Below are 14,630 nucleotides of genomic sequence, written 5' to 3' on the forward strand. Positions count from 1 at the left end.
CTTTAACCCGGTAAAGGCAACCGTCGTAAATATCAGGGATTAAGTTCATTTTTAGCCTTCTCGAAAGCTTGAATTTTTTCATAAAGGCTATCAACAGTTTCGGGGTTAAAAAGTTGCTCTTTTGTTTTTAAATAATCCCCTTCTCCCAGTTGACAAACCGCTACAAAGCGAGCGAAACTAGAGGGGTCAAGATTGCTTGATAAGATGTCTAAGGCTTGGTGAATTACCTGTTTTTCGCTGGGTCTATTAATTTTCATCATCCATCTCCAAAATAAAATCAGCGGGATTAATGACTCGCAGGTTAAGAGTTTTACAACGATTAATTAATCGTTGATCGCAGGTTATCAAATAATCGCTCTGGGTCGCTTCAGCACAGGCAACGTGCAAGGCATCAATCGCTTTGACCCCAGTTTTTTCTAACGCTTGGGCGCGTTGTCGAATCGACTCGGTGGCGATTTGCCGGAAAGTGGCAAGACTCAGGTAAACATCAACGGATTTTGCCCGCTCAGAATCAGAGTTTCGGCTATTCTCATATTCTAAAACGTTGGAACTCACTAATTCTAGCTGATGATCTTGAATCAGTTGTAAAATCAGGAGGACCGCCTGGGTTTCAAGGAATATTTTAACTTGAGACTGATCATCAAAGGGGCGATTGTAAGCACTGGTATCGAGGTAGAGCCGCATTATATCATTTCCTCATGAGCTCGGGGGTGGGTATCTTGGGGATTCATCGTAAAATATTTTACTCCGTAAGGGAATGGAGTGACATTATATAACCGAATTAATTCAGCGCTAAGGGGTTGAGCAGAGGCATTTTATTTGAGATGGATTAAGAATTAAATTTCATTTAAAGATTGGTTCTGATTTGAACAAAAAATCTGCTCAGTCATTCAATCTAATCCAAAAATATAGATGAGGTGACAACTTTCCGAATGACAGCCGGAATGTCTTCTCTGGTAATTGTTGACTGACTGGATGTTGAGCGAGTTGATTGGTGCTGATCGCCCTAATCCCAAACTAAAATCATTCCAAATCGCGCTATAATAATGTCTTGCCATTTTTACAGGTTCACGACGACTCCAATGCATCTTAGAGAAACAGGGTTTGGATTGATTCAGTTATCAAAACTTGGCAGCCGCCTCTCACATCCTGGGACGTTTGATGAGTAAAGTTTTATTACATCAACCTTGACCAGCCCCCATTCTCAAGCGTTTACTGGAGTCGGGTTAACCCCAAAAATTCCCCCAGGGAAGCCTACGGCAATCAGTCAGTCCAACCTGGCGCTGCACCGTTTTCAACAGTCAATCATCCCACTAAACCTATCCATTCAGTGAACTTATGAAAATAGCTCGAAATATTACCGAACTCGTCGGTCGCACTCCTTTAGTAGATTTAAACCGCATTCCTCAAGCCGAAGGTTGTGTGGCTAGAATTGTGGTGAAATTAGAAGGAATGAACCCCGCCTCTTCCGTTAAGGATCGCATCGGCGTCAATATGATTAATGTCGCGGAAGAGCAAGGGAGAATTATTCCGGGAAAAACCATTTTAGTTGAACCGACGTCGGGAAATACCGGAATTGCTCTAGCAATGGCCGCTGCGGCGAAGGGCTATCAACTGATTCTAACGATGCCAGAAACCATGAGTCAAGAGCGCCGATTGATGTTAGGCGCTTATGGGGCTAAGGTAGAATTGACTCCGGGCAATATGGGCATGAAAGGGGCGATCGCTCGCGCCCAAGAAATTGTGGACAGTACCCCGGAAGCCTATATGTTGCAACAGTTTAGCAACCCCGCTAACCCGCAGATTCATCGGGAGACGACTGCCGAAGAAATTTGGGAAGATACGAATGGTGCAGTAGACTTTGTGGTTGCTGGGGTTGGGACTGGCGGGACTTTAACCGGAGTGGCAGAAGTGCTCAAGGCGCGCAAACCGAGTTTTAAGGCGATCGCCGTTGAACCCACCAATAGTCCCATCCTCTCCGGTGGATCTGCCGGTCCCCACAAAATCCAAGGCATCGGGGCGGGATTTATTCCCGATGTCTTGAACGTTAAACTTATTGATGAGGTGATTGTGGTCAGCGATGATGAATCAATGGCCTACAGTCGTCGTTTGGCCCGGGAAGAAGGTCTCCTGTCGGGTATTTCTGCTGGTGCTGCCTTATGCGCCGCTATCCGCCTCGGTCAACGCCCAGAAAATCAAGGCAAACTGATTGTCATGATTCAGCCGAGTTTTGGGGAACGTTACCTGAGCACTCCCCTGTTCCAAGACCCTGAACTTCAAGAGGCAGCAGCAATTAGTTAATCTCCGTTGCTTGATTTTTCCCCTGAACTCGATACTGTGACGCAGAAACCCGATTTCTCTGTTACGGTGTCGAGTTCTGTTTGGGGACCTGACAGGACCCGGGAAGCGATCGCCCCCGGATCATTTTACCCGGTTGTAAAGAATTGTAAAAACCCCTAGACTCTCCGCTTAGGGGGAGAGTTTATCCTATGTTTAACAGGAAAAATTTCAGCCCTGGAGAAGTCGAAATGAACGCAAGTTTATTCACCAAAACCGTCCTAGGAACCGCCGCCGCAGGTGTGACACTCTTAGTCGTCAGTGCAAGTCCTTTATTCGCACAAAGACCCGAAGGACAGGTTCCCCCCATGACTCTTGAACAGATGCAGCAACAGCATGAGGAAATGAGGCTACAAATGGAGGAAATGAGGGGGCAAATGCAGGGAATGCAAGAAATGAAAGAACGCTGCCAAGCCAAAATGAATGGTGGCATGATGGGCGGTGGAGAAGATGGCTCCACCCATCAAAACCATGAAAACCAGACCGCTGAGTAACCCAAAAAAGCGATCGCCCTCTAGGGGAAAGGTGAATCCGTCGAGTTCATCCCCTGGGTGAGTCAGAGTATTAAAAGATTTTGTTGATACAGAGGCGAGCGATCGCCTCTTTCTGCTTTTCAACCCTTCACCCCTGCGGGACCGGGCTAGATTGACGCTAAACTCTTCCCATTCTGTCTGATTGATGAATTTTTTATGTTGGAATGCTCTAATTTTTGGCAGTTATTCATGAGAGAGAAAACATAATATTTTATGCAAATTAAAGGAATTAAAAAAGGCCGAAATATCGAACTTTTTGATAACATAGATATTCCCGATGGCCAAGAAATTAGCTTATCCATTGAGACCGGGGGAGAATTTTGGCAACGTCTTAAGTCCTTTCGCCAAGAACTGAATGCTGAAGGAATATGGATCGAACCCGATGTTTTTGACGGGGTGAGGGATTCATCCTCGGGTCAAGAAGTGATTTTATGAGTTGACGATTTTTATTGGATACTAATATTCTCTCCGAGGGAAATAAGGGTTCAGCAACCTTAGTCTGTGACGGTGGGGGGCTTTTCCAGGCTTTGACTGGGTTCTTAGTGTCCGGGTCCCCGATGGAGAGCGTACCTGGGGATCTGCCCCGCTCCGGAGTGGGTTACTATTGAGAGCATACTGAGGGAGTTTTTCTTCTAACATTACCGCTTACACTACAATATCTATCGAACTGACCCTGTTACAATCTTCCTACCTTTTCCCCCTAATTCTCCATGACAGACACCGTTCTTGATGTTCGCAATCTGCAAGTCCAATTTTTCACCGAAGGAAGACCCATTAAAGCGGTTGACCAAATTTCCTTTAAAGTCCAACGCGGCCAAACTGTGGGTATCGTTGGGGAGTCGGGTTCCGGGAAATCCGTCACCTCCCTGGCGGTAATGGGATTAGTACCGACTCCGGGACGGATTTCCGGGGGCGAAATTTGGTTTCGAGGAACTCAGGACGAAGAACCCATCGATTTATTGGCCCTACCTCGCCGAGTGAAACAGCAGTATCGCGGCGGTAAAATTTCGATGATTTTTCAGGAACCTATGAGTTCTCTGAACCCGGTTTATAACATCGGATTTCAGCTTACTGAAGCGATTTTGTTGCATCATCAAGTATCAGAATCTGAGGCCAGAAGACGGGCGATCGCTGCTTTACAAGAGGTGAAGTTGTTGCCGAGTGATCCAGAGTTGCGCGCACAGGTGAACTTACCTGAAACGGCAACGGAACGGGAAATTATGCAACAGGTGAATCAGCAAAAATTGGCGATTTTGAAGCGCTATCCCCATGAATTGTCTGGGGGTCAAATTCAGCGGGTAATGATTGCAATGGCGATTTCTTGTGACCCCACGTTGCTGATTGCGGATGAACCGACAACGGCCTTGGATGTGACAGTCCAGGCGAGAATCCTGGAATTAATGCGGGATTTGCGCGATCGCCGGGGAATGTCCATGATGTTTATTACCCATGACCTTGGGGTGATTGCGGAAATCGCCGATCAAGTGGCGGTGATGTACCAAGGTAAAATTGTCGAACAGGGTTCGGTTCTACAAATTTTTTCTAATCCCCAACATCCATATACAAAAGGTTTACTCGCTTGTCGTCCCCGTCCCGATCGCCGGTTAATTTATCTGCCGACAGTCTCGGATTTTATGGAAGTGGTCACCAATGCCAGTGGCGATCGCGAGATTCGGGAAAAATACAGGGAAACTAACGATTCACCGGATGGGATAACAAACATCCAAGAAGTCAGTGAGGCGGACATGGAAAAACGGTTAACTGACTTACAGCAAAAGTCCCCTCTGCTAGAAGTTCGGAACCTAGAAGTCGCTTTTCCCGTGCGCGGTATCTTTGGAGAAACCCAACGGTATATGATGGCGGTGAATGGGGTTTCTTTTGAAGTGTATCCGGGAGAAACCTTGGGATTGGTGGGAGAATCCGGTTGTGGTAAAACCACCCTCGCTCGCACCTTATTAAGATTAATTGAACCCACTGCCGGGAACGTGTTATTTGAAGGGCAAGATGTCGGCAAACTTGAAGGAAGAAGGTTGAGACAAGTGCGCCGAGAAATGCAAATTGTCTTTCAAAATCCCTTTAGTTCCCTCAACCCTCGAATGAGCATTGGGAACTTAGTCATGGAACCGTTAAAAATTCATGGAGTGGGAGAGAACTCACGCCAGCAACGAGAGCGATCGGCCTATTTATTAGAACGAGTGGGATTAAATGCGGAATTAATGAATCGCTATCCCCATGAGTTTTCCGGAGGTCAACGCCAACGGATTTGTATTGCTAGAGCATTAGCGCTGAATCCAAAGTTTATTATTTGCGATGAATCGGTTTCCGCCTTAGATGTATCGGTACAGGCGCAGGTGCTGAATTTGTTAAAAGAATTACAGGACGAGTTTAAACTCACCTATATTTTCATCTCCCATGATTTGAGTGTGGTCAAGTTTATGAGCGATCGCATTCTGGTCATGAATAAAGGCCAAGTAGAAGAAGTCGGTCCCGCTGAAAGCATCTACACCAACCCCCAACAAGACTACACGCGATCGCTCATCGCCTCTATCCCCACCGGCACCCTCGATCGCATCCAAGAACAACAAGCACAGCGGCAGGTGTCGGCGTAGTTTGGGGGTCATGGGTCATTTGTCATTTGTCATTGGTCATTGGTCATTTGTCAGGGGTCCTGGGTTGATGGAGGGGATGAGGAAGATGGGGGTCTTCTCTTTCGTAGTAACGCCTTCAGGCGTTATCACTGTTTGTAGTAACGCCTGAAGGGGTTACTACAAACAGGGGAAACATCCTTACTGGCGGAGGGCAGTTTTCATAGAAATCCAGGCGAAGTGGGGTAATGCTAACATCCGTCGCCAGCGCCAGGGTTCTTGATAGAGACGGTAGGCCCACTCCATCTGGAGGCGTTGTAACCAGACGGGTGCTCGCTCTTTTTGACCTGACCAAATATCGAAACTACCGCCAACTCCTACCCAAATCGCTTCGGGACATAAATGGCGATTTTCTCGAATCCAAAACTCTTGTCGGGGAACCCCTAATCCGACTAAAATCAATCGGGGTTGCAGTTGTTGAAGTCGTGCTTTGAATGCTGGTTCATCCTCTGGAGACAGGTATCCGTCCTGAGTTCCGGCGATCGCCAATCCCGGTAACTCCCCTTGCCATCGCTTCGCCGCTATCTCAGCAATTCCCGGTTTTCCCCCAAAGAAAAAGGTGGAACACTCCTCCCCCAAATCCCCCGCTAATTGCACCAAGGACTCCGCCAGTTCAATTCCCGGACAGCGCTGGATTTTGCGACCTCTGACCAGAAAGTAAAACACCACTCCGGCACCATCGGGAATCACCAAATCCGCCTGATGAATCACCGCAGCAAGGTCCAGATTTTCTAGCGCTTGCATGGCCATTTCCGCATTCAGCGTCACCACATGAGTACCCTGGCGTTGCTGCAACCGTGACTGTAACCAGTCTCGATAGTGAGCGGTAATATGAACCGGCAGTCCCAATACAGAAAATTTTTGCAACACCTGTAACATAACCCTTTTGTTTTTAGAACCTTACTTCCAGCTTGCTAACGCCTCAGCTTATTCTTGACGAAATTTGATTTTAATTATATTTTAATTTTATTAAGTAACTGCACAGAATTAAAGTCAAAATGAGACCTCTTCCCCCCAATCCCCTTACCTACAAGGGGAAGGGGTGTCGGGGGGAAGAGGTCGCTTTTATAAAAATTACGGATAATAAGGTGCGCGCTTATTTATAAAAATTGGCCTCAAAGCGCCCGGATATTCTCTAGGCGGGGTAAAAGCCCCTCGGGCCACCGGGGATAACCCCCCACTGAGCCAAATCTTACCGTTTCGTCAACTCCAAACTACCTCATGAGCCTGACCTCGAACGAACGTCAAACCCGATTAGACTATTACTATCACCAGATCCAGTCCCTCATTCTCGTTCGCCAAAATCCGATTACAGGACTGTTACCCGCTTCTACCGCCATTAACGCCCACGGGGACTATACCGATGCCTGGGTGCGAGACAATGTTTATAGCATTCTCGCCGTCTGGGGGTTGGCCCTCGCCTATCGCAAAATGGATGATTCCCAAGGACGCACTTATGAGTTAGAACATAGTGTGGTGAAGTTGATGCGGGGATTGCTGTTTTGTATGATGCGACAAGCAGACAAGGTAGAACGGTTCAAAGAAACCCAATCTCTGCTGGATTGTCTGCACGCCAAATTCGATACCCATACGGGAGATACAGTAGTTGGCGATAATGAGTGGGGACATCTCCAACTTGATGCAACTTCAATCTTTTTGTTGATGTTAGCTCAAATGTCTGTTTCCGGGTTATCCATCATTTATACGGTGGATGAAGTTAATTTTATTCAGAACTTGGTCTATTATATAGGACGAGCTTATCGCACTCCTGATTACGGAATCTGGGAACGGGGGAATAAAATTAATAAAGGCAATCCGGAGTTAAATGCCTCTTCCATTGGCATGGCCCTCGCGGCGTTAGAAGCGATTAATGGAGTGAATCTGTTTGGGGTCAAAGGGTCCCAAAGTTCGGTGATTCATGTCCTGGCGGATGAAATTGCCCGTGCAAGACAGACGTTAGAATCGATTCTACCTCGGGAATCGAGTTCTAAGGAAGTGGATGCGGCGTTGTTGAGTATTATCACGTTTCCGGCTTTTGCGATCGAGGATGGTCCATTATGCGATCGCACTAAACAGAAAGTTATCAATAAATTACAAGGGAAATACGGCTGCAAGCGGTTTTTGCGCGATGGACATCAAACGGTTTTGGAAGACCCTGGGCGCTTGCATTACGAACCCTGGGAACTGAAACAGTTTGAACATATTGAATGTGAGTGGCCGCTATTTTTTACTTACCTGTTCCTAGATGGCATCTTTCGAGGCGATCGCACCCAAACGCAAGAGTATAAAGAACGCCTCAACTCCCTAGTTGTGGAATCCTACGGATTAAAACTCCTTCCTGAATTATATTACGTTCCCGCCGACAAGGTAGAAGCCGAACGTGCTAATCCCCAGACTCAACCGCGTCTCCCCAATGAAAATCTCCCCTTAGTCTGGGCGCAAAGCCTCTATTTCCTGGGCCTGATGCTCGATGAAGGATTGCTAGACCGAGGGGATATCGACCCATTAGGACGTCGCCGCACCCTTGCCGGACGCCGCAAACCTGTGGTGCAAATCGCCCTGCTTGCAGAAGATGAAGACCTGCAAACCGAACTCGCCTATCATGGTATCGCCACCCAAACCCCGGCAGAAGTCGAACCGATCCAAGTGCGACAAGCGCGAGACCTCTCCGGGGTGTATCGGCAAATTGGCCGCAACGATAAATTAGGGCTAACGGGACGCCCCATGCGCCGCTTGCGAAGTCTCACAACTTCTAATATTTTTCGGATTCGTGGCGAAACAATTGTCTTTTTGCCGTCCTTTTTAAACCAGCAAGAGTTTTATCTCACATTGGATTATCACTTTTTAGTGTCAAATATCAAGGGTGAACTGGCCTATATCCATCGCCATTGGTGGCGGTATCCTCAAATTGGGGGTCATGGGGTAGGACGTCCGACGGTAACTTTGCTGCTGACTCATGCGATGTTAGAAACCGACGGCAGTAGTAAGGGATTTCTCCCGGCATTGCTGGAACTGATGAAAGAATTGCGGGACGGGGACTGTGAAGGGACGCCGGTGAAGTTGGGACGACTCAATCAATTGATGCTCACCGGCAGCATTGAGCGGATTGATGTTCTCCATGAATTTCAGTTTAGTGAGAATCCGGTACAAAATGCGGCCCCCGCTTGTTATTTTTTGGCTTACGATGCCGAAAAAAATGGGCCTTTGAATCACACCCAGGAGTTCATGCTAGAGAGTGAAACCGATCCGGCGTTGTTGCTGGATAGTTTGCGCGCCTCTTGTAATTTGTATGAGCAAATCGAACTGTTGCATAGCCTGTATCGATTGCGTGGATTAGAGTTTGAGACGGGACTGGCAGGACCCGGACGCCGAGTGACGGTGGCGGATTTGCTGAATGAAGTCTATTTTAAGGCGGGAACAGGGAAGGCGATCGGGGATTGTGCGATCGCCGGAAGTACCAAAAGAAAGACTCTCAGAACCGAGGCGAATAGCACAGAGAATGACACCGAAAAGCAGATTCATTGGTCCGTCGTCCGTCGTGCAGCGGGGTTGTTGAACAAAGTAGATATTGGGTTATCCGATGCGGTGACAGATATCCTCGTCCGGCAAAAGCAGATTACTGTCGGGAAAGCTTATACTGAGGCATCCCTGATTTCTCGCCCGATGTCCTATACAGAAATTGTGGACAAAATTCGGCTGTTTTGCGGAGAAGACATTCGCGATCGCGTCTTGACTCAAGAGATTTTACTCTATCTGGGGTTATTAATCAAAGCCGAACCGGACTTATTTGATGGATTGCTCACCCTGCGCGTGAGTTACTTAATCTTGCTGATTACCAGTGAACTTGCCAAGGAATTGAACCTCACCCAAGATGAAGCTTATGAACGGGTGATGGAATTAAGTCCCTTTGAAATTAATACCCGGTTGCGGGAAGTCTTAAAAGGATATGCGGGGATGAATAAACTCCTGAAAAAACAAGAATCCCTGCACGTCCAACAGCAGGAACAGGAGATTGAATGGGTGGTGCTTCCTTCCCCCAATGAAACCGAAGAAAGCTCGGTAAATTGGCAGCGCAGCCGACAGTTAGAAGGGGCGGCAGGACGAGTTCCCACCGAGTTTTATCCTCGGGTTTGGCAAGTCATGCAACATTGTAAAGGATTAGTCATAGGGGATAAATTAGAGCGGCGCAACCGCTTAGATAGCGAGTTGATTTTAGCAGAAATGACTCCTGGGGAAAAGAATTTTGCCCTGCGCGTGGAACATCTGCTGAATAAAATTCCGGCACCGGAATACCGACAGGTTAATATTGAAACCTTGATGGAACTTGCAGAAATTTGCGATCGCAACCCCGATTTGCAGATTCAGGAATATATAGTCTTGGATGTCTTAATTGGTCATGCCGTGCGATTAGCCTGGATTGAAAATCATCCGGAACGAAGCGATTTCTATGATGAAGATAAAGCATTAGCATGGCCATCATTTTACAATACATCCCCCTATGTTTGCGCTAGTTTCATCGTCAAAGCATTCCGCTACTTGACAAAATTTGGCCAAGCGATCGCCGTCGGCTAATTCAACTCGGATAACAGGTTCAAAAACCGGGTTCCTCATAAAGTCTTGAGTCGGTTTTAACCGAATGCAAGCTATTAGGCGGGGTTTAAAGCCCCGCCGGTTCTTCACTCCGCTGAAAACTGCGCCAAACGCTGCACAAATTCTTGATGTTCTGTTGTCTGTAACCCTTGCTGAACAACCGCTACCACCTCCACCACATTCCGCTGACGTAAGGCTTCCACCGACAACCATAAACCGGGAAACACTTGCGATCGCAAAATCCCTTGTTCATCCGGAACTAGGGAAACATATCGACCTTCTTCTAATATAAACCAATCCAGTTTATTCTCATAAATTTGCCAGACAATATATTCTTGAACCCCATTCCGTTGATAGGCATTCAGCTTATCATTCAAGTCATAACTGGCACTAGACGCCGCAATTTCCACAATCAATTCTGGCGACCCTTCAATATAGTCATCTTCACTAATCCAAGAATTGCCTCCAACTGCCGGTTCCAGGCGTAATAAAGCATCCGGTTGCGGCTCATTCTCCTCATCTAAGCGAACCGTCGGCTCAATTTGGGGGTCTACACCGGGCGTTCCTGTCCAATAAGCACTCAACCAAGCCATAATCAGCGCATGGGGTCTGCCATGCCGATTTGAACGAACGGGGGATGCCACAAACACAACTCCTTCAACTAATTCAGCTTTGGTAATATCCGGTGCAGCATGATAGCGATGCTCAAACTCATCCCGAGTCAGGCGATCGCCACTTTCTAAAGGGGGAGTATTCCGCACAGAAATAGTAGTCATGGGCGTACAATGAGACGTTAGGCTATATCCATTTTATAGCAGGTTTCTATCCATTGGCCTATTTTGGTGAAAAGAATTAGGCTCATCACTCCGGCGGAGAGCTTGACCCCAATAGAGCGAGCTAGATACTCGCTCTATATCCCCTTCATCCCTCACCTAGGAACGTTTTAAAGCGGATTTATACACCTGCTCATTCACTGTTGCCGACTCAAACAAATCAACTATAGGATGCGGATAATCCTTGCCAATTTCCACCCCAAATCGCTGTTGTTCTACCAGCAATAACTTCCAAGGTTCATGCACTTTAGCTGCTGGAACCTTTGCCAACTCGGGTAACCAATGCTTCACATACTCCCCCTCGGGGTCATAATCTTTAGATTGCTTTATAATATTAAAAAAGCGAAACCCCCGGGCATCATTCCCCACCCCAGCAGTGTAATTCCAATTCCCCCAATTGCTACAAACATCATAATCAATCAGCAGGGACTCAAACCATTCTGCTCCCATTTGCCAATTGATACCGAGGTTTTTAGTCAAGAAACTGGCGACATTTTGTCTACCTCGATTGGACATAAATCCAGTCGCTGCCAGTTCGCGCATATTGGCATCAACGAGAGGGAATCCTGTTTTTCCTTGTTGCCAAAGGGTAAAATTTTGCCAATCTTCTTGCCAGGGAATGGGTATGCCTTGTAATCCGGATTTACGGAAGATGGCATTACCATGTTTGGCACAAATGAACCGGAAGTAATCTCGCCAGAGTAACTCGAAAATTAGCCAGTAAGTGGAATCATTTTTGATGCGTTGGTTTTCATAATTTTGGACTTGTTGATAAATGTAGCGGGGGGAGAGGCAACCCAAGGATAACCAGGGGGAAAATTTGGAGGAATAATCAGAACCCAGCATTCCGTTACGGGTTTCTTTGTAGGTTCGCAGGCGATCGCCTGTCCAAATATAGTCCTCCAATCGGGCAATTCCGGCGCTTTCTCCTCCGGTAAAGGGGATCACACCTTGGGAGGCGATCGCCTTTACCTCGACGCCTAATTCGGTTAAGCTGGGTAAGTTCCCTGTCACTATTTCCGGTAATGGCGGCAACTCGGTAGGGGTGGGAAAGCAGGAATCCGGTGTGGCTGTTTTCTCCACTTGTTTGCGAAAGTGGGTGAACAATTCGGGAATCTTGGGGATATCAAATGGGAGGCGATCGCAATGATAAAGCGTATGTCCCCAGAAGGATTTGAGGGAAATATCCAACGGGTTTACAGCTTGAGACAGTGCTGTTTCTACCCCAATTTCTTCCGCTGTGACTTCCTGATAGAAATAAATCGCCGAGGCATTGACTTGTTGGGCAATTTGAGGTAAAATTGATTCAGGTTTTCCAATTTTAATAATTAAGTTGCTGCCAAGGTTTTGCAGGGATTGACGCAGATTGGCAACACTTTCGAGTAAAAACTGGGCGCGGAATGGGCCAGTTTTTGGAAACCCATAAGTAGTTTTAGAAAATTGTCGAGGGTCGAAACAATAGATAGGCACAATCGGCGCATGATTTTGGATGGCGCGATACAGCGGTTCGTGATCATGTACGCGCAAATCGTTGCGATACCAGAGGATTATCGGTTGGGATGTCATGGTTTGTATATATAGTTAATAACTCTCGTGTCATGGCTCTGCCGTGACACGGGCATCTTGCGGCTCTGCCGCCTGTTACTGGAGGCAAGTCACGAGGACGGGAGGGGGGTACAGGAGGCAGAGCCTCCAATTGTGCGTGACTCGGCTTCAGCCCAGTCACGAGGATACGCTGCGGGTACTCTTAGCCCGCGCAGGCGGGCTTCGTCCGTATAGCCTCCGGGCTTGACGCTGCGGGTAATTGTATAGTGATACAAAAAAAGGCAGTTAATTAAAACTGCCTTGACTGTAACAGACTAAAATGATGGATAACCTACCGACTGCTACCAATTGCCGGAGCTTCCATCGGTTCTCCTAGGGCAACCGATGCGCCTTCCGCCAACGTCGGCACTGAGTTTCGCAATCTCGCGGTTAACTGTACCGTTGTTGCATCATAGACTTGGGTGAGAATCTTGGGATATAACCCAATCCCAATAATCGGCACCAGTAGGCAAGCAATGATAAACACTTCCCGAGGTTCGGAATCAATCAGAGCTTCATGTTCCACTAATTCCTTATTCTCCGGTCCGTATAACATTTCTCGCAACATGGATAGGAGGTAAATCGGGGTGAGAATGACCCCAACTGCCGCTAAGAAGACGATGACGACGCGGAAGGTTAGGCTATAGGCATCGCTGGTGGCAAAGCCGACAAAGACCATTAATTCAGCCACAAATCCACTCATTCCCGGCAACGCTAAGGAAGCTAGGGAACAGGTAGTCCACATGGCAAAGGACTTTTTCATCTTTTTGCCGATGCCGCCCATTTCATCTAACATCAGGGTATGGGTGCGATCGTAGGTTGCTCCCACCATGAAGAACAAACTCGCCCCAATTAGTCCGTGAGAGACCATTTGTAAGACAGCCCCGCTTAACCCTAAGTCGGTGAATGACCCAATCCCAATTAGCACAAATCCCATGTGAGAAATGGAGGAATAGGCAATCTTCCGTTTGAGGTTGCGCTGCGCAAAGGAAGTGAGAGCCGCATAAATGATGTTGACAACCCCGAGGATGACTAAAATCGGTGCGAACACCGCGTGAGCGTCGGGTAACATTTGGGCATTCATGCGGATGATGGCGTATCCCCCCATCTTCAGCAGAATCCCGGCGAGTAACATATGCACTGGGGCCGTTGCTTCCCCGTGGGCATCAGGTAACCAAGTATGCAGGGGGAAGATGGGCAGTTTGACGCCGTAGGCAATTAAAAATGCTGCATAGAGCAACAGTTCTAAATTAATGGCATAATCCTTCGCCGCCAGGGACTGCATATCAAAGGTGACGGTATCCCCGTAGAAGGCCATTGCGAGGCCCGCCAGCAGAATAAACAGGGAACCGCCTGCGGTGTAGAGGATAAACTTGGTGGCCGCATAGAGGCGTTTTTTACCGCCCCAGATGGACAGCAACAGGTACACCGGAATGAGTTCCAATTCCCACACCAGGAAGAACAACAGCATATCCTGGACGGCAAAGACGGCAATCTGTCCGCCATACATGGCCAAAATCAAGAAGAAAAAGAGTTTTGGCTTTAAAGTGACGGGCCAGGAGGCCAAAATTGCCAGGGTGGTGATAAATCCGGTGAGGATAATCAGGGGCATGGATAAGCCATCGGCCCCGACTGACCAGTTGAGGTCTAAGGCAGGAACCCAAGAATAGCTTTCAAAAAGCTGGATGTTGGGGTTACTGAGGTCGTAATGATTACAGAAGGTATAGACAATGAGGGCAAAGTCAATGAGTCCGACGATTAGGGCATACCAACGCACCGTGCGCCCATCTTTATCGGGGATAACAGGGATGAGTAGGGATGCCGCGATCGGAAACAGGATAATTGTAGTCAGCCAAGGAAATTCAGCCATGTTCATAGATCGCTACCAAAATTCATCAAGATACTAAATCCGGTCGTTACTTAAAAGGCTTTTGCTCTTAGCCCGCGCAGGCGGGCTTCGTCCGTATAGCCCCACCCTTCAGGGTGCGGGTCTTTTTCAACGGGATTCCGTATTAGCCCGCGCAGGCGGGCTTCGTCCGTATAGCCCCACCCTTCAGGGTGCGGGTTTTTATTCAACCGGATTGAGTATAGAAAACTCACCCGTCACA

The 14,630-nt window shown here is 47.7% G+C and carries 11 protein-coding genes; 5 read left to right on the plus strand and 6 right to left on the minus strand.

Annotated features, from left to right (window positions below; translation table 11 throughout):
- Positions 1-32: 32 nt before the first annotated feature.
- A complete protein-coding gene (locus NG792_RS13565) occupies positions 33-260 on the minus strand; it encodes a hypothetical protein (RefSeq protein WP_261200795.1) in 228 nt (75 codons plus the stop codon).
- Entirely contained in the window at positions 247-684 is a 438-nt protein-coding gene (locus NG792_RS13570; protein ID WP_261200794.1) for a PIN domain-containing protein, read from the minus strand. The genes NG792_RS13565 and NG792_RS13570 overlap by 14 nt, the downstream gene beginning before the upstream one ends.
- 654 nt (positions 685-1,338) lie before the next feature.
- On the opposite strand from NG792_RS13570, the gene cysK reads away from it, so the two are divergent.
- The 4 genes from cysK (at position 1,339) to NG792_RS13590 (ending at position 5,479) form a co-directional block, all read left to right on the plus strand.
- Positions 1,339-2,301 (plus strand): cysteine synthase A, encoded by a 963-nt coding sequence (gene cysK, locus NG792_RS13575; protein WP_261235734.1) that lies wholly within the window; start codon positions 1,339-1,341, stop codon positions 2,299-2,301.
- A 227-nt stretch (positions 2,302-2,528) separates the two neighbouring features.
- A complete protein-coding gene (locus tag NG792_RS13580; protein WP_261235735.1) occupies positions 2,529-2,831 on the plus strand; it encodes a hypothetical protein in 303 nt (100 codons plus the stop codon).
- A gap of 252 nt (positions 2,832-3,083) precedes the next feature.
- The gene (locus tag NG792_RS13585) at positions 3,084-3,305 is read left to right on the plus strand and encodes a hypothetical protein (RefSeq protein WP_261235736.1); all 222 of its coding nucleotides are present in this window, start codon (positions 3,084-3,086) and stop codon (positions 3,303-3,305) included.
- Between the two features lie 275 nt (positions 3,306-3,580).
- Positions 3,581-5,479 (plus strand): ABC transporter ATP-binding protein, encoded by a 1,899-nt coding sequence (locus NG792_RS13590; protein WP_261235737.1) that lies wholly within the window; start codon positions 3,581-3,583, stop codon positions 5,477-5,479.
- Positions 5,480-5,656: 177 nt separating this feature from the next.
- On the opposite strand, the gene NG792_RS13595 is transcribed toward NG792_RS13590, so the two are convergent.
- Positions 5,657-6,394, minus strand: coding sequence for a WecB/TagA/CpsF family glycosyltransferase (locus NG792_RS13595; protein WP_261200788.1), 738 nt, complete (start codon positions 6,392-6,394; stop codon positions 5,657-5,659).
- A gap of 342 nt (positions 6,395-6,736) precedes the next feature.
- Here NG792_RS13595 and NG792_RS13600 point away from each other — a divergent pair, with 342 nt between their 5' ends.
- Complete coding sequence (locus NG792_RS13600; RefSeq protein ID WP_261235738.1) at positions 6,737-10,087, plus strand: glycoside hydrolase family 15 protein; 3,351 nt, start codon at positions 6,737-6,739, stop codon at positions 10,085-10,087.
- Positions 10,088-10,191: 104 nt separating this feature from the next.
- Here the strand turns inward: NG792_RS13600 and NG792_RS13605 are convergent, their stop codons facing one another.
- The 3 genes from NG792_RS13605 to ndhD1 all read right to left on the minus strand — a co-directional run bounded on the left by NG792_RS13605 (position 10,192) and on the right by ndhD1 (position 14,392).
- A complete protein-coding gene (locus tag NG792_RS13605; RefSeq protein WP_261235739.1) occupies positions 10,192-10,881 on the minus strand; it encodes a Uma2 family endonuclease in 690 nt (229 codons plus the stop codon).
- A gap of 156 nt (positions 10,882-11,037) precedes the next feature.
- A complete protein-coding gene (locus NG792_RS13610) occupies positions 11,038-12,504 on the minus strand; it encodes a DASH family cryptochrome (protein ID WP_261235740.1) in 1,467 nt (488 codons plus the stop codon).
- 310 nt (positions 12,505-12,814) lie between these two features.
- On the minus strand, positions 12,815-14,392 hold the full coding sequence (gene ndhD1, locus NG792_RS13615; RefSeq protein ID WP_261200784.1) for a photosynthetic/respiratory NAD(P)H-quinone oxidoreductase subunit D1: 1,578 nt from the start codon (positions 14,390-14,392) through the stop codon (positions 12,815-12,817).
- Between the last annotated feature and the right edge of the window lie 238 nt (positions 14,393-14,630).

The organism is Laspinema olomoucense D3b (genome assembly GCF_025370785.1).
Lineage (GTDB): Bacteria > Cyanobacteriota > Cyanobacteriia > Cyanobacteriales > Laspinemataceae > Laspinema > Laspinema olomoucense.